The following is a 17,305-nucleotide window of genomic DNA, read 5'->3' as shown; positions in this document are numbered from 1 at the left end:
TTACTGTTTCAGTTTTTCGATAGTCGCCGCAAAGTTTGGCAGCCATTGCTCGTGCGCGAGGATCATCTCCCGCGCCAGCTTCTCGGCATCACGATCGGAGTGGATCAGCGGGCTCAGGTTAAGCGCCAGCAGAACATCATCCAGCTTGCCGCTGATTGCCGCTTCGCTGGCCGCCACTTCAAAACCCTTGATGGTGTAAATCAGCCCCAGTACTTTCTCATCGAAATGCGTGATGCGCGGTGTCGGCTTCGCGCCATCACGGCCCAATGTGCAGGTCATTTCCACCGCCCAGTCGGCCGGGATGTTATCAATGTGGCCATGATGCGGCACGTTCACGTAGTGCTCGGCCTGCTTATCATTGTAGATGGCGTTGATCACTTCACAGGCTGCGTCTGAGTAGTATGCCCCGCCGCGCTGCTCCAGCTCTTTCGGTTTGATGTTCAGATCCGGATTTTTATACAGCTCGAACAGCTGTTTCTCAACTTTCTGCACCACCTGTGCGCGCGCACCGCCTTTATAGTACTCACCCATTTCAATCGCCAGCATCTCTTTTGGCTTGAAGTAGTAGAGCAGATAGGAGCACGGAATCAGGCGCAGTGAGCGAATCAGCCCTTCGCTAAACGGCAAATCAAAGATATTTTTCACTGAGTTTGCGGTCAGGCGACCGGAAGCCACGCCGTCCAGAAGTTCGTCAAAGCGCGAAACGCCGTTAACCAGCACGTCGCGGACAAACACCAGATGATTCAGACCAAACAGATCGATGTTCAGCTCATCGCTCGGGCTCAGCTTCAGCACGTCGGTGATAAACATCTTCATGCCGATTGGAATATTGCACACGCCGATAAAGCGCTTAAAGCCGGTGTGGCGATAGACCGCTTCGGTCACCATACCTGCCGGGTTGGTAAAGTTAATCACCCAGGCGTTAGGGCAGACTTCCTGCACATCTTTTACGATGTCAAAAATGACCGGAATAGTGCGCAGGCCTTTAAACAGACCGCCCGCACCGTTGGTTTCCTGGCCTAAATAACCATGGCTCAGCGGAATACGTTCGTCTTTCTCACGCGCCTTCAGTTGACCAACGCGCAGTTGGGTGGTCACGAAATCCGCCCCTTCCAGCGCCGCACGGCGATCGAGGGTTTTATAGACTTTCATCGGCACGCCGGCTTTTTCCACCATGCGCTGGCACAGGGCGTGGATAATATCGAGCTTTTCCTGCCCTTCTGCAACGTCCACCAGCCACAGTTCGGTAATTGGCAGTTCATGATAACGTTTCAGGAACCCTTCCAGTAATTCCGGGGTATAGCTGCTGCCGCCACCGATAGTCACGACTTTTAATTTCTGGCTCATTATTTTCTCCCTTGTGGACTACGCATATACGTACCCCACTCTCCGTTTAAATACGGACAGTTAACTTGAACATTTAGACCGCGCGGAATATTCCGCGCCCGCTTAATTAATACTGGTGAGATGCTTCCGATAACTGCTGGGGGTAAATGAAGTCAGCTTTTTGAATGTTTTAATAAACAAACTTGGGCTACTGTACCCCGACTCATAGGCAATATCGGTCACCGAGTAGTTAGTTATCTCTAACTGTTTCTTCGCGAAGTTGATACGAATATCATTAATTATCTGCATCGGCGTTTTTGCATAATAACGTTGGGTCGCGCGGGTTAAGTACTCCTGAGTTTTTCCGGAGAGCTCAACCATATTTTCCAGTGCGCACTCGCCAAACTTAAGATTATCGTGCATCCCCTCGACGGCATTTTTCAACCATTGCGGAATCACATCTTCCACGGGTTCCTCGCGGTAATGCCGTAAACGATTAAGGGTGTAAAACGAGACCAGTTCGATAAATTCGTCAAATTCAGTTTCGCGAAAATTCAGCGATGCAATAACCGACTCAATGTAACTGAGAAAAGTACTTTTGACGCCGTAGACCTGAGAAGCAACCACACCAAACGGTATCAGCGGCAGATAGTGTTTCTCAAAGAAACTTTTGCTAATGCCGACGTTAAGAATGCGTGTCGCACCAAATTCATAAAAACTCTGGTGATGCGACCCCATCGGAATGAAGACAAAATCCCCGCGTTCCAGCAGCACCCGCTTACCATTAATGACCTGATAATAGCGGCCGGTTAAAACGATGGTGTACTCGTAATAATCATGCTGGTGAAGCCCGCTCACGCTCTCCGTTTTGTTATAAATGACCACATGAAAGTTTTTGCCGTTGAACAGTTGTTGCTCCCGGGCGGTACTGATTTCAGTGGTCATCATCTTTGGTTGCCTCATCGTGTCGATGACCTATTGTACCTTCTCGTGCAGCTCAATCAATTCGGCAACCAACTCACGAGCCAGCATTGAGGTCATTAGATGATCCTGAGCATGAACCAGCACCAGACTCACCTTCACTTTACCTTCACCCTCATCGCTCTCGATCAGCTGCGTCTGTACAAGATGCGCTTCGCTCAGCGCCACTCTTGATTGTTCCATTATGGTTTTCGCTGCATCGAAGTCACCCTTTTTCGCCTGCTTCAGTGCGGCATAGGCCAGACTGCGTGCTTGCCCGGAGTTGATAATCAGCCCCATCACCACCTCTTCGAGGTCGTTTATCGGCGTGTCTTCTGCTGCGATGTTATCCAGATCAAACATAATCATTCCCTCGTTGCTCAGGCGGTACGGGAAACCTCCCGCACCGCTCGATATTAGAATTTCAGTGCGTTAGCGATATCTTCTTCGCTCTCTTCCTGCTCAATGACGCCCTGCGCTTTATTGGAAATCACCACAAACGGCAGGTAGACCAGCGTTGATACAGCAAGGTTAAACAGAGCCAGTAAAAGGGCTGCGACGCTACCGTTGGTGTTAAAGAAAGCGCCTAAGCCGGTCGGCATGGTCCACGGTGCAATGTTGGTAATTGGCGGAATGATGCCCAGGGTGTAAGCCGTCATAGTGATGGCTGCCAGCAGAGGCTGAATCAGAATGAACGGGATAAACATCACCGGGTTCATAATAATCGGCAGACCGAACAGGATTGGCTCGTTAATCTGGAAGATGCCTGACGGCAGCGCCAGCTTCGCAACCTGACGATGATCCTCACGACGTGAAGCGATGAAGATAGCGATGATTAAGCCCAGAGTCGCACCGGTACCGCCAAGGAAGATGTAGGAATCAAGCATCGGCTTAGCCCACATATGGAAACTCTTACCTGCCGCCAGCGCGGCTTCGACAGAACCGTACTGCTGGTAGGTGGCGATGTTTTCCAGCGCCCACGGCGTCATGATTCCGCTATCCAGCGCCGACAGCGCCAGCGAACCGTGTACACCGAAGAACCACAGCAGCGAGGTGAAAATCACATACGCCCAGCCAACAACGGCACCCATTGAGGCCAGCGGCGTGGAGATGGTATCCATGATGATCTGGTGGAAGTTAGTGCCCCAGTGGGTCAGCGCCCAGGAGATAATCCCCATGATCGACAGAATAATAAAGGCAGGAATGACCGCAGAGAATGAGCGGGAAACCGAAGCCGGTACGCTGGACGGCAGCGTAATCACCCAATTACGATGAACAATAAAGGTGAACATCTCAGCAACCACCAGACCGATAACAATACCGGAAATGATATTGGCACCGCCTAACCAGTTAGCGCCAACGGCGTAGGCTTCACCCACGCTATAAGGCGTAACGGTCATAAATGCCGCGACGGCCAGTAAGCCTGCCGCCATCGGGTCCACTTTACGCTCTTCAGCTAACGCGGAACCGATAAAGAAAGGTGCCATCAGCGACATAATACCCAGCGTACCGTTATAAACGTTACCGCCGATAGCTTTAAAACCGTTGAGGGTTTCAATTGTAGAAGCATCCAGACGAATGCCCATTGAATAAAAGAAAGAGCCGTCGCCAAAACTCAGAAATACGTTGTTAATTAGAACAAACATTGCCCCTGCTAGCGTCAATGGCATTAACTTAATAAAGCCGTTTTTAATTGCATTGACGTGAGGTTGTCTTCCTATTCTGACGGCAAAAGGAAGGAGTACCTTTTCAAGCGAATCAATCACTTTACTCATAATAAATACCCTTTAAGGCCGTAATATAATTATTACGGCGATGATGGATGAAATTACTCTTTGACGGGAAAATAAACTCTCGATACTCCAGACAGCAAAGTAGCTAAAACCACCCCTACGAAGTTGTTAGCATTGCTATCCGAAATATGTCGAGTTTTAAAATAAAATTATTGTGCAGCAGCTTTCTTAATGGCCGCAACGGCCGCTTTCAAAACACCTAAACCATCAATCTTACCGTATAAAACAGAATCAATGACTTCCACAGGTTTATTTGGCAGTAAACGTTGAATATCTGGCAGCATATAAGAGATCTGCGGACCTAATAGTACGACATCGGCTTCAGGCCCTTTTTCACCGGCCAGCGTTTCCGGGAATGCTTCAATAACGACCGGCACTTCGTATTTCTCTGCCTGAGCGCGCATTTTAGAAACCAGCAGTGATGTAGACATCCCGGCGGAACAAAATAGGTAGATATGTTTCTTTTCCATGAACGCTTCCTCAATGTGTGTGACCTGTGCTCTCTGCATCCTGATGCCCGAGAGCCGGGTAAGACATGTTTTCTTTCAATTAGTATTGTTTATGCATTGAGTATACGGCATCACCTGGCAGCAGGATAATTCCTCCTTGAACAAAATTGTCTCTCATTGACCTTGCGTTTTGACTACCCTCACATTTCCCTCAAATAATTCGCGCAATTAAATAAGCATGACAAATCATAAAAAAGCCCGACCACTGGTCGGGCTTACGTAGAAATCAGCAATACGGCGGTATCTTACTTGCTGTTGCGCGGATCCGTGTCGTACTCTGCGCAGGTCTGATAGCCAGAATTGATAACGTGTCCCGTATCGTCTAAGGCAACAAAATAGGTTTCAATTTTACCATCGCGTTGACCCAGGATGTATGTCTGACAGGTTCCACGAGCATGAATCATGGTGACTTCAGATGAAGGTTTACCCGCAATTTGCGTTACCTGAGCACGGGTCATACCTTTTTTAACGTCTTTAACCACCGGCTGCGTGAACTGATCTTTGGTACGGTCATAGGCCGTACATCCTGCCAGCATGGTCAATACTGCTGCTGCGCCCAGAAATCCTGCAAAATTCTTGTTCATATACCATCCTCTTTTTTTTGGCGTGTTAATAAGCCTGGAATAAATATCGTTATTTTTCAAGCCGAAGGTGGAAATGAGTAAAAATTAAGAGCTTTCCAATAATAAAAGCTATGTCCTTGAGGTTGCATGCTTTTGCGTCACTCAAAACTGTGATCCTTGTCGTTTTACCGTCAAAGAGGTAGCTTAAACCCTTGCTGATTGCCAAACAGATTCACTTCCCGGAGGGCGCGATGACGCTACAACAAGAAATTATTCAGGCGCTGGGCGCAAAACCCCAGATCGATGTCGAAGGCGAGATACGCCGCAGCGTGGACTTTCTCAAGTCTTACCTGCAAACGTATCCTTTTATTAAATCGCTGGTTCTTGGCATCAGCGGCGGACAGGATTCAACGCTGACCGGTAAACTGTGCCAGTTAGCCATCAACGAACTGCGTGCCGAAACTGGCGATAGCAGCCTGCAATTTATTGCTGTCCGTTTGCCCTACGGCGTGCAGGCGGATGAGCAGGATTGCCAGGACGCTATTGCCTTTATTCAGCCGGATCGCGTATTAACGGTCAATATTAAAGGTGCTGTGCTCGCCAGCGAACAGGCACTGCGTGAAGCGGGCATCGAACTCAGCGACTTTGTTCGCGGCAATGAAAAAGCCCGTGAACGTATGAAGGCGCAGTACAGTATTGCAGGGATGACCCACGGCGTGGTGGTCGGGACCGACCATGCTGCGGAAGCAATTACTGGATTCTTCACCAAATACGGTGATGGTGGTACCGATATTAACCCCATTTTCCGTCTCAACAAACGTCAGGGCAAACAGCTGCTGGCGCAGTTAGGTTGTCCGGAACATCTGTATAAAAAGCTGCCGACCGCCGATCTTGAAGACGATCGCCCCTCCCTGCCGGACGAAGTCGCGCTGGGCGTGACCTACGACAACATTGACGACTATCTGGAAGGCAAAACATTGGACGAGAAAATCGCCAAAACCATCGAAGGCTGGTATCTCAAAACTGAACATAAACGTCGGCCGCCGATTACCGTATTCGACGACTTCTGGAAAAAGTAACGCCCCTCTCCTTTCACCCCGGCTCAGGTCGGGGTTGTTTTTTGCCCTTCTCGCCTTTTCTTGCAACTGCTATACTGGATAAATAAACAGCACCAGGAGCAATAGTGGCAAGACGGCAATCCGCACCGCGTCTCGAATTTGAAGCGGCAGCAATTTATGAATATCCCGAACACCTGCGTCCATGGCTTGAAGCGCTGCCAAAGCAGCCAGGGGTGTACCTGTTTCACGGTGAAAGCGAGACTCTGCCGCTTTATATCGGGAAAAGCGTCAATATCCGCAGTCGGGTGCTGTCTCACCTGCGCACGCCGAACGAAGCCGCAATGCTACGCCAGGCGCGGCGTATTACCTGGCAACGCACGGCGGGCGAACTCGGCGCTTTATTATTAGAAGCACAGCTCATCAAAGAGCAGCAGCCTTTATTCAACAAACGCCTGCGGCAAAACCGCCAGCTGTGTTCGTTGCGCCTGACGGACTCCCGCCCGCAGGTGGTCTATGCGAGTGAACTGGATTTCTCACAGCAAAACGATCTCTATGGTCTGTTTGCAAACCGCCGCGCAGCGCTCCAGGCGCTGCAAAAAATCGCCGATGAACATCGCCTCTGTTACGGACTTATGGGGCTGGAACCGCTCAACCGTGGCCGCGCCTGCTTTCGTTCCGCGCTGGGCCGCTGCGCGGGCGCCTGCTGTGGTAAAGAAAGCACAGACGCGCACCATCAACGACTGCGTGAAAATATGCAAAAAATGCAGTTGGTATGCTGGCCGTGGCCCAGCGCGGTCGCGCTGGAAGAAAGCAGTGGTGACATGACGCAATATCACATCATTCACAACTGGCTGTGGCTGGGTGCCGTCGATTCTCTAGCGCAAGCGTCAACGTTAACGCGCCTGTCGGCCAAATTTGATCATGACGGTTATAAAATATTGTGCAAACCTCTGCTCAGCGGCAACTATAAGCTTCATCCGCTATGAGCTGAATGTTAGCCCCGGTTTACGCCGGGGCTATTTACCAGCCGCCACCGCCTCCGCCGCCCGAACCACCGCCGGACGAGCCGCCGCCCGAAGATCCCGAACCGCTGTAGCTCGAGCCTGATGAGCCAGATCCTGAACTGCTGCTGGGCGTTGGCATCGAAGACGTTCGACAGGATTCGCTAAAGCGATCCAAGCTCTCCCAGCCAGCGCAGGCAAACGCCGCCGACATTGCACCAGTACTGCTTAGATAGTGCGCAAAGGTATCGGCCCAAGTTTTCCCCACCCCAAGCGCCAGCGCAACCGGCAGCAGCTCTTCAAAGTGGGTAATCATCTGTGCGGGCGGATAGATAATCTGATAACGATGCTTTTCAGCGGTGCCGAGATACCGTTTCAACCCTTTGGCGATAGCTAACTCATCCAGCCCCTTTTGCGTATAACGAGGCGTTTTCCAGCCGACAAAAATGCATAGTACGATCGCGGCCAGCAGCGCGCCGATATAACCGGCAGGAAGCTGGGTAACAGGCAATATCCCGAAGAGAAAAAGCCCTCCCCCCAGCGTCGCGAAAGGACCAAAGATGACAGCAAAAAATAGCAGGCCCGCTCCCCAGGCGCGCCACATTTCCCGCGGATGGCATAAAAAGCGCAGCAGAAAAGTTAACATCGTTGCGCCGATCAGCATAAAGAGCGCCGCCGGGATGGTGAGCAGCGCAACTTCAACATTTACCCAGATACCGCAAATCACCGGCATCAGCAATGCAATATAGATGCAGCGCCGCAGCGGTTGCGCCCACTTGCGAAACAGTTTAGGACGCAGCGCTTCACAGCGTTTATCCTGCCGATCGCGGCCATTCTGCATCGACTTCTGATGGGCCACGCTGAGGTCGATATTCTTTCTTTTACCTTTAAATAGCGTGCTTAATAGCTGTAGGTCATCGCTGTTTAAGCGGCTGTTCCCCTCAACGGGCAAACGAGTCAGTATCTGTTTTCCGCCCGAGTCTGAAAGCCAGGGACTATGGGATTGATTTTCGTCCCCCTTCACCGCCATCCCGCGCTTCGCTACCAGCCCCAAAAGGTCGCTACTAAAAGCGATATCATCATATTTACGCCGGATGAGAAAACGCAGGTAGCCCGGCGACATCCCGGCAGGCAGCGAAAAGAGCGGCACGACTGGCGGCTTCCTCAGCCCGGCTTTGGTTACGTGTTTCCGCCACCAAAGGCCGTAGTACAAGGCCATCAGCAGCAACGGCAGCCATATCACGCTGGTCTTCAGCGTCGGAATGAGCAGATGCACCAACGGCAACGCGGCTTCCGGTGCCGGAGCGGCAGCAAGAATCGCCCGCGGCCAGGTATAGACAACAGTCAGCCCTTCCCCTTTTGCCAGCGGTCGCAGAGTGCGCACGCTGCCATCGGACAGAACCTCCGCGTTGTGCTCCTTGGCCCCTGCAATACCGGTATATACGTCAATAGAGCGCAGCCTGACGTCTTTGGAATCTGCATTGAGTTTACCGGCTGCATCCGGCAGCTCCAGACGAAAGCTGGCTCTGGTTATCGGCCAGGCCCAGTCGTTTCCTGTCACGTTCCAGTAAAGCTCATCCCACTCGGGAAAGCGGCTGAAATGGTTACTGACCTGATAGCGAATCTCATAATTGTAGATCCCCGGCCTGAGGGTCTGTTGTGCGCTCCCAATACGCAACGTCAGCGTTTTTGCATCTTTATCAAGGCTATAGAGCTCATATTCACCATCGCGCGAAACCGATTTAATCTCATAATCGACGCTGAAAATCTTACCGTCCTGACGGTTCCAGGTCAGGGGCAGCGTGCGAAAAATCCCCCGACGGATCTCTTTTCCCAACGCAAGCACCTTGATATTTTCCTGCATCTCCATGCTGCCATCCGGGTTAAAACGCGCCCGGGAGTCGAAAGAGAGAATATGTTCATGCGCCGGGATCGCGCCTGGCGGGAGCTGCGAGGCATCTTTGACAATAATCATCTTGCTATCGGCGAAAACCGAGCTTGCTGCCACCAGCAATAGCAGTACGAACGCCCGAAGCGCCTGAAGAGGTAAATGAGACATTAAATCACTCCATCCGTGGTGATTTGGCCTCTTCGGGAGAGTCCAGCTCAAAAAACACTTCTGTTTTAAAATTAAACAGCCGCGCCAGCAGTAGACTGGGGAAAGACTCAACCAGAATATTGAAATCGCGCACCGTACCATTGAAGTAGCGGCGGGCCATTTGCAGCTGCTCTTCTATTTCGCTGAGGGATTGCTGTAAAGAGAGAAAGTTTTCGCTGGCTCTGAGCTCAGGATAAGCTTCTCCGAGCGCAAATATGCGCCCCAGCGTGCCAGCATAGCTACGCTCGTTATCCGCTATCTGACGAGTATTGCCCACCAGTTCGCCACGCTGGCGGGATATCTCTTCCAGCAGTTCCTTTTCATGCTGCGCATAGCGTTTCACCAGGCTTAGCAGATTAGGGGCGAGGTCGTGACGACGTTTGAGCTGTACGGCAATGCCGCTCCAGGCCTCATCTTTGAAACGCCGCAGGGAGATAAAGCGGTTATAGGTCATGACGACCCAGACGAGTACCACAACGATAATGGCCAGACCGATATACATTTCCATATGTTAAATCCATAAAATAGCAGGCAGCATTAATATTTTGCATGTACCTGCAATGATACCAAGGGTATCTATCCTGACACACTCGACCCTGTGGGGTAAATCGGGTTTAACTAACCGGGCATTTTTCGGTTAACCGGCTATGTATAAAGAAAAAACCGCCGGCCCTGCCCAAAGCCTGTTGGCATTATTGGGCAAGACCGGCGGTCTTAAGTCAGCGCGCTGAGTTATTCAGCTGGTGCAGGCATTTTACCTTCAGGCGCTTTACGTTCTGTCAGATGCTTCTCAAAATTGGCATTAAACTGTTTTTTCTGTTCCGGCGTCAGAATGTTGTAAATCTTGTTCTGGGTTTCCAGACGGGCCAGCGCCATCTCTTTGTGCTGGGCTTCCATCTTATCAATCTGCGCCTCCGCCTTTGCTTTATCGAAGGTGTCGCTGGCGACCAGTTCATGCATCGCGCGGCGTTCATCCAGAGACGGACGCTTCATATTTTCACGCTGGTCTTTCATGATGTCGCGAATTTGCGTTTTCTGCGCATCGGTCAGGTTCAGACCTTTGAACATCATTTCGTGTGGGCCGCCTTTGCCTTTATGGTGCATCATCGGCTTGCTGTCGGTTGGAGTGGCGGTAGCGTCTGCCGCATGAGCCAGGTTAGCCGCGCCCAGAGCCAGAGTAGAGGCAACAAACAGTGCAGTAATCTTCTTCATAGTTCAATCCTTACTTTGCGTTATTCTTACGGCGCGTTGCCGTGTTGACGAGATAAACTTTACGACGTTTATCGTCAATTAGTCAGAGCAAGCGTAAAACAATGAAAGTGTAAAAAACATTTTCTCGCCAATTGTGGAGGAAATATGAAAAATAAGGAGAGAATTGCAAGAATAAATAATTAACAGGCTGTTTTATAGAGAAATTATGGAGATTATAAATCAGCAAAGATTAAAAACAAAGCATTTAACCAGGAATAATCTGCAATCAATCTTCAGCGCACAAAAAAATAAGACTAAGGCAGAAAGACAATTACGTAATACCCCGCCGCCCGACCGGACGACGGAATATCTAGAACCGCTCCAGCATCAGCCCGGCCCGCTGGCCAAAAGCAACGCCAGGGTTGGGAAACAGCACATATTCCTGCGCTCTTTCCACCACGTAGCGGATATCGCCATCTTCGGCCAGCAGCGTACCGGCGGTGAACGACGTGAAGTTGAGCGTCTGCGCCGACATATGCAGTCGAAACAGTTCGCTGCTGCGGGTGATTTGCTGTATCACCCGGTAGCGTAGCGGCGTTTGCCCCTCCTCCAGCGTCATATCCCCCGCCAGTAGACGTGCCAACGCATGTTGGGTCACAGCAAACTGATTCAGATCGTTGTCGCCAAACGGTAACGCCTTGCCTAACTCCAGCGTGCAGGAAAGCGCACCAAAACGTTCACAGCTGAAATGGGTAAAGGTGCCACCCGGTTGCTGATGAAACACCAGCGCCGCCAGGCCCGCCGCACCCAGCCAGCGCAGAAAATCGTCATCCCACGGTTTATCCCGCGCCGGAAGCACGCCAAATTGAGGGTGGAGCGAACCACGAATGGCGGTATGTAAATCCAAATGCCAGCGCTCCCCCGGGCTCGTGGTATAAAACCGCGTCACTGCACGTTCTAACTGCCTGGCGCGAGCGGTTTCATCACTGGGACTAAACGCTCGCCAGCGCTCGCCAAACATACGGTTGATATCGCTGTGCACATAGCGCTTGTTCGCTCGCAAAGCCGGTGGATTACCGAGGATCACCAACAGCCGCCAGCGAAGCGGTAGCTCTCCGCGAAATAGCTGACGCAGCAGTAAATCGGTGATTTCAACTGGTGCGGTCTCATTACCATGAAGCCCGGCTGACAGCACCAGCGAACGATCGCAGGACTCATGGGGGATAAGCTGCAAAATACCGCAGTCAAGCCAGTGCCAGCGAAAATGCGCGGTTTGACCATGAAAATGGTGGGGCAAACGCCCCGCCAGGGTTAATGCCAGAAAGTCATCCACAACGCCTCCTTATTGCTGGAACGGATAGACCGAGCCGAGACGCAGAATTTGCGTTAAGCGATCCAGCGCCTCACGCCCTTCGCGCAGCAACTGCGGGTCGGCAAGATCCGCCTGAGTCAGACGATCGCGGTAGTAGCGGTCCACCCAGTCATTAAGCGTCACGAACAGCCCGTCGTTCATCATGACCGCCGGGTTGACGGCCTTCAGCTCGCTTTCGTTCAGTACCACCCGCAAGCGCAGGCAGGCGGGGCCACCGCCGTTGGCCATGCTTTCGCGCAGATCGTAGACCTGTAGCTCGTCAATGGGGTTATCCTCAGCCACCAGCTGGTTAAGATAGCGCCAGACACCTTCGTGTTCTTGCGCCTCCTGCGGCAGAATAAGCCGCATTCCGCCTTGCGCTTTACTCAGTAGTTGGCTGTTGAACAGATAGGTTGCCACCGCGTCTTCGACCGAGACCTGGCTTGCCGGTACGACAAGAGGCGTAAATCCAGGAACCTGCTGTGCCAGCTGTTGCAGCAGCTGCGGCTGATCAACAAACGCCTGCTCGTGGCAGAACAACACCTGCTGATTGCTCACCGCGATGACGTCATTATGAAAAACGCCTTTATCGATCGCCGCCGGATTTTGCCGGGCGAAAATCACCTGCCGGGGATTAACCTGGTTCAGGCGGGCAACGGCCTGGCTGGCCTCCAGCGTCTGCCGCGCCGGGTAGCGCTGCGGGTTGCTTTCGCCTCCCTGCTGACGGCCATAAATAAACAGCTGCACGCCAGGCGCGCCATATTCACCACCAAGGCGGTTATGGTTTGCCGCCCCTTCATCGCCGAATAACGACACTTGAGGCAGCGCAGCGTGTACCGCAAAGTGTTGCTCATCAGGAAAAATGGCCCGCAGCAGCGCTTCGGTGGTCGGCGCTTCGCTGGCGCGATGGAATTTATCGTTCAGATTAGCGACGGTCAGGTGTACCCGACCATCCAGCGAATCAGCAGAGGGGGAGACGGTGGCGGCATTTGCCACCCACATCGATGACGCTGAGCTAACCGCCGATAGCAGATCCGGTGCCTGTCGCGCCGCTTTTTCCAGCACCTGCTCATCGCTACCGTTAAAGCCTATCTGGCGTAATAGCGGGATGTTTGGCCGCTCCTGCGGCGGGATCAGCGCCTGCGGATAGCCCGCGTCAGCAAGGGCTTTCATCTTCTTTAGCCCCTGCTTCGCTGCCAGGTGCGGGTTCGATACCCGATAGCGATGTTTGGTCGAAGCCTCGTTACCAAACGATAATCCCGCATAGTGGTGGGTCAGGCCTGCAAGCCCGTCAAAGTTAACCTCCCAGGCTTTCATTGGGCTGACTCCTGCTGGAAATCCAGCCCAGGGCTTAGCGTTGCCGGTAGCGACAAATCCGGTGACTCCAGGCTCGCCATCGGCCAGGCGCAATAGTCTGCGGCATACCAGGCGCCAGGGCGATGGTTGCCGGATGCGCCGGTACCGCCGAACGGTGCGGTGCTGGCGGCCCCGGTCAGAGGCTTGTTCCAGTTAACGATACCGGCACGCGCCTCCAGCAGCAGGCGATCGAACTTCTCGCGCTCGGCAGAGATTAGCCCACACGAGAGCCCAAAGCGGGTCGCGTTGGCAAGGGTAATCGCCTCGTCAAAGTCGTCATAGCGCCAGACGCAGAGCAGCGGGCCGAACACCTCTTCATCAGCCACCTGCGCCACCTCGCTCATCTCAACAATACCCGGCGTCAGCAGGGAAGTTCCGGCCTGCAGCAGGCGCGGCTCCAGTAGCGTCTTGCCGCCGTTTGCCACATGCGCCAGCCAAGCCTGATGGACCTTTTGCGCCGCCTGCGCTGAAATTAACCCACCGAGGAACGGCTGTGGGTCAGCGTCCCACGCATCGGGAATCAATTTTTGTGACACTGTCACTAGCCGTTTCAGAAACGTATCGCCCGCCTCACCGCGTTTAACCAGCAGACGACGCGCGCAGGTACAGCGCTGTCCGGCGGTAATAAACGCCGACTGGATAGTCAGATGGACGGCGGCGTCGATATCCTGCGGCTCATCGACAATCAGCGGATTATTGCCTCCCATCTCAAGGGCGAGAATTTTCTCCGGCTGGCCTGCCAGCTGTTTGTGCAGTTGGAAACCAGTATGCGAGCTGCCAGTAAACAGCAGGCCGTCGATATCCGCCTGCCTGCTCAGGTCCTCGCCGGTTTCACGCCCCCCCTGAAGCAGATTCAGCACGCCCGCTGGCAGGCCCGCTTCGGCCCACAGCCTCACCACCGCCTCACCGCTCTGCGGGGTCAGCTCGCTGGGTTTAAAAACCACGGTATTTCCCGCCAGCAGCGCCGGAACAATATGCCCGTTAGGCAGATGTCCGGGAAAATTATAGGGGCCAAACACTGCCAGTACGCCATGCGGACGGTGGCGCAGCGTCGCGGCGCCGTCTGCCATCGCGGTCTGCGCTTCTCCTGTACGGCTATGATAAGCACTCACCGAAATCGCGATTTTGTTGATCATCGCGGTAATTTCCGTTGCCGCTTCCCAGCGCGGCTTGCCGGTCTCCTGAGCAATGATCGCCGTTAATTCCGTCTTGTTCGCCTCCAGCAGCGTGGCAAACTTTTCCGCTATCACCCGACGTGCAGCGAAGGGCTGACGCGCCCATGCCGGAAACGCCTGACGGGCAGCACTCACCGCCAGCGTAACCTGCTCAGTATCCGCATCATTACCCTGCCACAGCAGCGCCTGGCTCACCGGGTTGTTTTTAGTTCGGGTCGGCCCGCGACCACTTTGCCAGTCGCCATTAATCCATAAACTCATGATTTTTTCTCCTCAGGGCACAGGCGAACCAGTCTGACCGGGTCGCCGACGTGGCATTTCAGGGCATCGAGTTCGCGCGCGCTGAGCATCAGGCGGTCGGAATCCGGGTCTGCGTGAACTAACATGGCGCGAAACTGCTGATACTGCTCATTGGCGACCAGGCACACTGGCCACTCTCCAGGCGCTGGCTCTCCTTCTGCGACGGTGACCAGCCGACTTTTGCGGATAGCCCTGACGCGGTTAATTTCACACTCCAGTGTCGGACCGCCATCGAAGATGTCGACGTAATTAAGATAGCGGAAGCCCTCTTTCTCCAGCACCGCACGGGCCGGGGCGGTTTGCGGATGGACCTCACCGATCACCGCGTGCGCCTCATCGGATAGAAAGTCGATATAAAGCGGATGCTTCGGCATCAGCGCGGCAATAAATGCCTTTTGTCCGGTGCCGCACAGGTAATCCGCGCGGGAAAATTCCATCGCAAAGAAACGTTTGCCGAGGCTTTCCCAGAACGGCGAATAGCCATGCTCATCGATAACCCCACGCATCTCCGCCACCACTTTTTCGTTGAAGCGCTCGCGGAACGCAGCCATAAACAAAAAGCGCGATTTCGACAGCAGGTAGCCGTTGCCCTCTTTGCGCCATTTCGGGTCGAGAAACAGCGTACACAGTTCGCTGCTGCCGGTATGGTCGTTACTGAGAAACAACGTCGGCAAGGCGTTATAGACGTTAAGCTCTTTCGAAGCATGGACCTGGGTCCCGACGCGGTAGTTGTACCAGGGATCGTTCAGCCCAACGGCAACTTCGATAGCGCAAATCCCCGCTACCGCGCCGCTGGTGCAATCCTCAAGTACGAACACATAGCCCTGTTCACTTTTCGGCAGCTCACCGCGCCAGGTCATCTGCGAGCGCTCAATCCGCGCAGCGAGCGTCGCCTCATCAGCCGGAAGCGACGTCAGGCCGCCGCCGGTCTCGCCCGCCAGGGTCATCAACCCCGGCAGATCGTCTTTTTCAACAGGACGGATCACCATCATGATGAGACCCCCGCAAGAAAGTGTTTGCAGGCCAGCTCAAAGCGATCCAGCCCGCTGTTAACTTCTTCTTCGCTGACAATGAGCGCCGGAGCGAAGCGCACCACGTTCGCACCAGCAATCAGGACAATCAGCCCATCTTCCGCCGCCTGGTTGCTGATAGCCTTCGCCTTCCCGGCATATTCCTCTTTCAACACGCAGCCAATCAGCAGCCCCAGACCACGGATCTCTTTAAACAGACCATAACGCGCGTTAATGGCATTGAGTCGTTCGCTAAACCACTGATGGCGCTGCTTAACGCCGTTGAGCACAGCTGGAGTATTGACGATGGATAACACCTCTCCAGCCACCGCGCAGGCCAGCGGGTTGCCGCCGTAGGTGGTGCCGTGGGTACCGACGGTCATTACGCTCGCGCAATGCTCCGTAGCCAGCAGCGCGCCAATCGGGAAACCGCCGCCCAGCGCTTTAGCGGTCGAAAGCACGTCCGGCGTGACGCCATAGTGCATATAGGCATACAGCTCACCGGTGCGCCCGACGCCAGTCTGCACTTCATCGAAAATCAGCAGTGCGTTATGCGCATCGCACAGCTCGCGCAGACCGCGCAGGAAATGGGGATCGGCAGGCACTACGCCGCCTTCACCCTGCATTGGCTCGACAATCACCGCGCAGGTATCGTCATTAATCAGCGCTTTTGCCGAATCGAGATCGTTGTAAATGGCGTGCTGAATTTGCGGCGGCAGCGGCGCAAAATCCTGCGAATAGGCGGGCTGACCGCCAGCGGAAACGGTGAACAATGTGCGGCCATGGAAGGCATTTCTGAACGCGACGATGCCGCTCTTCTGGCTGCCGAAATGGTCGTGGGCGTATTTACGCGCCAGCTTGAGCGCCGCTTCGTTAGCTTCAGCCCCCGAGTTACAGAAAAAGACCCGGTCGGCAAAGGTGGCGTCAATCAACTGTTTAGCCAGGCGCAATACCGGTTCATTGGTATAGCCGTTGCCGGTATGCCAGAATTTCCCCGCCTGTTCAGTTAGCGCCTTCACCAGCTGCGGGTGAGCATGACCGAGGGCGTTCACCGCAATGCCGCCCGCAAAATCGATATACTCTTTTCCCTGCTGATCCCACAGGCGGGAACCTTCGCCGCGTACCGGAATAAAAGCCGCTGGCGCGTATACAGGCATCATCCATTCATCAAAGTTGCTACGCGTAATTGACTGAGACATATCGACCTCTTCCGGTAAATAAAAAGTTTAAATAATGTTAATAAATATGGTTATTACGCTGTAAATGTAGATTGCACGGTTCGTGCCAGCCAGAGGGGAAAGTGCATAAATTGAAGTCAACAACGAAATATCAATAAGTTACAAAAGACACTTATTCACATTTAATGCATAAAAAGTGAATAAAAATAACAATTGTGCCTTTTATAGTGGAATAAAAAGAAAGATTATGCAGAGGTAAGATATAATTCTGTAATTGTGATCCTCTACGAAATTTATCGGTAATATTCGCCCTTTTTTGGCGCATCGCGTTCCAGAATGGTGCACAGTTTGTGCAAACAGGCTACCAACCACTGCAATTGGCAGAATAAACCACCTCAACGCAGCCAGACCGGCGAATTTCTGCTACCATCCCTGC

17 protein-coding genes are annotated in these 17,305 nt (G+C 53.3%); 2 read left to right on the top strand and 15 right to left on the bottom strand.

Going from position 1 to position 17,305, the window contains the following annotated elements; genetic code table 11:
* The 7 genes from QVF11_RS27445 to osmE all read right to left on the bottom strand — a co-directional run bounded on the left by QVF11_RS27445 (position 1) and on the right by osmE (position 5,172).
* Entirely contained in the window at positions 1-1,347 is a 1,347-nt protein-coding gene (locus QVF11_RS27445) for a 6-phospho-beta-glucosidase (RefSeq protein ID WP_112216771.1), read from the bottom strand.
* Between the two features lie 102 nt (positions 1,348-1,449).
* The gene (gene chbR, locus QVF11_RS27440; RefSeq protein WP_260611046.1) at positions 1,450-2,289 is read right to left on the bottom strand and encodes a transcriptional regulator ChbR; all 840 of its coding nucleotides are present in this window, start codon (positions 2,287-2,289) and stop codon (positions 1,450-1,452) included.
* Between the two features lie 12 nt (positions 2,290-2,301).
* On the bottom strand, positions 2,302-2,649 hold the full coding sequence (chbA, locus tag QVF11_RS27435) for a PTS N,N'-diacetylchitobiose transporter subunit IIA (protein WP_287860924.1): 348 nt from the start codon (positions 2,647-2,649) through the stop codon (positions 2,302-2,304).
* A 53-nt stretch (positions 2,650-2,702) separates the two neighbouring features.
* Positions 2,703-4,061, bottom strand: coding sequence for a PTS N,N'-diacetylchitobiose transporter subunit IIC (chbC, locus tag QVF11_RS27430; protein WP_004112376.1), 1,359 nt, complete (start codon positions 4,059-4,061; stop codon positions 2,703-2,705).
* Positions 4,062-4,073: 12 nt separating this feature from the next.
* The gene (locus QVF11_RS28765) at positions 4,074-4,145 is read right to left on the bottom strand and encodes a hypothetical protein (RefSeq protein WP_376767750.1); all 72 of its coding nucleotides are present in this window, start codon (positions 4,143-4,145) and stop codon (positions 4,074-4,076) included.
* Between the two features lie 83 nt (positions 4,146-4,228).
* Positions 4,229-4,549, bottom strand: a complete 321-nt coding sequence (locus QVF11_RS27425) for a PTS sugar transporter subunit IIB (RefSeq protein ID WP_142514216.1) — start codon at positions 4,547-4,549, stop codon at positions 4,229-4,231.
* Between the two features lie 284 nt (positions 4,550-4,833).
* Positions 4,834-5,172 (bottom strand): osmotically-inducible lipoprotein OsmE, encoded by a 339-nt coding sequence (gene osmE, locus QVF11_RS27420; RefSeq protein ID WP_110273541.1) that lies wholly within the window; start codon positions 5,170-5,172, stop codon positions 4,834-4,836.
* Positions 5,173-5,402: 230 nt separating this feature from the next.
* On the opposite strand from osmE, the gene nadE reads away from it, so the two are divergent.
* Together nadE and cho are read left to right on the top strand one after the other, a co-directional pair.
* Positions 5,403-6,230, top strand: coding sequence for an ammonia-dependent NAD(+) synthetase (gene nadE / locus QVF11_RS27415; protein WP_110273542.1), 828 nt, complete (start codon positions 5,403-5,405; stop codon positions 6,228-6,230).
* 104 nt (positions 6,231-6,334) lie between these two features.
* Entirely contained in the window at positions 6,335-7,195 is an 861-nt protein-coding gene (gene cho / locus QVF11_RS27410) for an excinuclease Cho (protein WP_287860920.1), read from the top strand.
* A 34-nt stretch (positions 7,196-7,229) separates the two neighbouring features.
* Here cho and QVF11_RS27405 read toward each other — a convergent pair whose 3' ends face one another.
* The 8 genes from QVF11_RS27405 to astC form a co-directional block, all read right to left on the bottom strand.
* Positions 7,230-9,269, bottom strand: a complete 2,040-nt coding sequence (locus QVF11_RS27405; RefSeq protein ID WP_287860919.1) for a DUF2207 domain-containing protein — start codon at positions 9,267-9,269, stop codon at positions 7,230-7,232.
* Between the two features lie 4 nt (positions 9,270-9,273).
* Entirely contained in the window at positions 9,274-9,816 is a 543-nt protein-coding gene (locus QVF11_RS27400) for a LemA family protein (RefSeq protein WP_110273545.1), read from the bottom strand.
* A gap of 224 nt (positions 9,817-10,040) precedes the next feature.
* A complete protein-coding gene (spy, locus tag QVF11_RS27395; RefSeq protein WP_112216765.1) occupies positions 10,041-10,520 on the bottom strand; it encodes an ATP-independent periplasmic protein-refolding chaperone Spy in 480 nt (159 codons plus the stop codon).
* Between the two features lie 349 nt (positions 10,521-10,869).
* On the bottom strand, positions 10,870-11,832 hold the full coding sequence (gene astE / locus QVF11_RS27390; protein ID WP_287860917.1) for a succinylglutamate desuccinylase: 963 nt from the start codon (positions 11,830-11,832) through the stop codon (positions 10,870-10,872).
* 9 nt (positions 11,833-11,841) lie between these two features.
* Entirely contained in the window at positions 11,842-13,167 is a 1,326-nt protein-coding gene (gene astB, locus QVF11_RS27385; RefSeq protein WP_287860915.1) for an N-succinylarginine dihydrolase, read from the bottom strand.
* Positions 13,164-14,642, bottom strand: a complete 1,479-nt coding sequence (gene astD, locus QVF11_RS27380) for a succinylglutamate-semialdehyde dehydrogenase (protein WP_287860913.1) — start codon at positions 14,640-14,642, stop codon at positions 13,164-13,166. Before astD ends, astB begins: the two co-directional genes overlap by 4 nt.
* Positions 14,639-15,673, bottom strand: a complete 1,035-nt coding sequence (gene astA, locus QVF11_RS27375; RefSeq protein ID WP_287860911.1) for an arginine N-succinyltransferase — start codon at positions 15,671-15,673, stop codon at positions 14,639-14,641. The genes astD and astA overlap by 4 nt, the downstream gene beginning before the upstream one ends.
* Positions 15,670-16,890, bottom strand: coding sequence for a succinylornithine/acetylornithine transaminase (gene astC, locus QVF11_RS27370; protein ID WP_287860909.1), 1,221 nt, complete (start codon positions 16,888-16,890; stop codon positions 15,670-15,672). Before astC ends, astA begins: the two co-directional genes overlap by 4 nt.
* Positions 16,891-17,305 lie beyond the last annotated feature (415 nt).

Origin of the sequence: Klebsiella sp., from assembly GCF_027492335.1 — a bacterium.
GTDB classification, from domain to species: domain Bacteria; phylum Pseudomonadota; class Gammaproteobacteria; order Enterobacterales; family Enterobacteriaceae; genus Klebsiella; species Klebsiella huaxiensis.
Note: the sequence above shows the minus strand (reverse complement) of the source record. Positions and strands in the feature narration are given on the sequence as shown.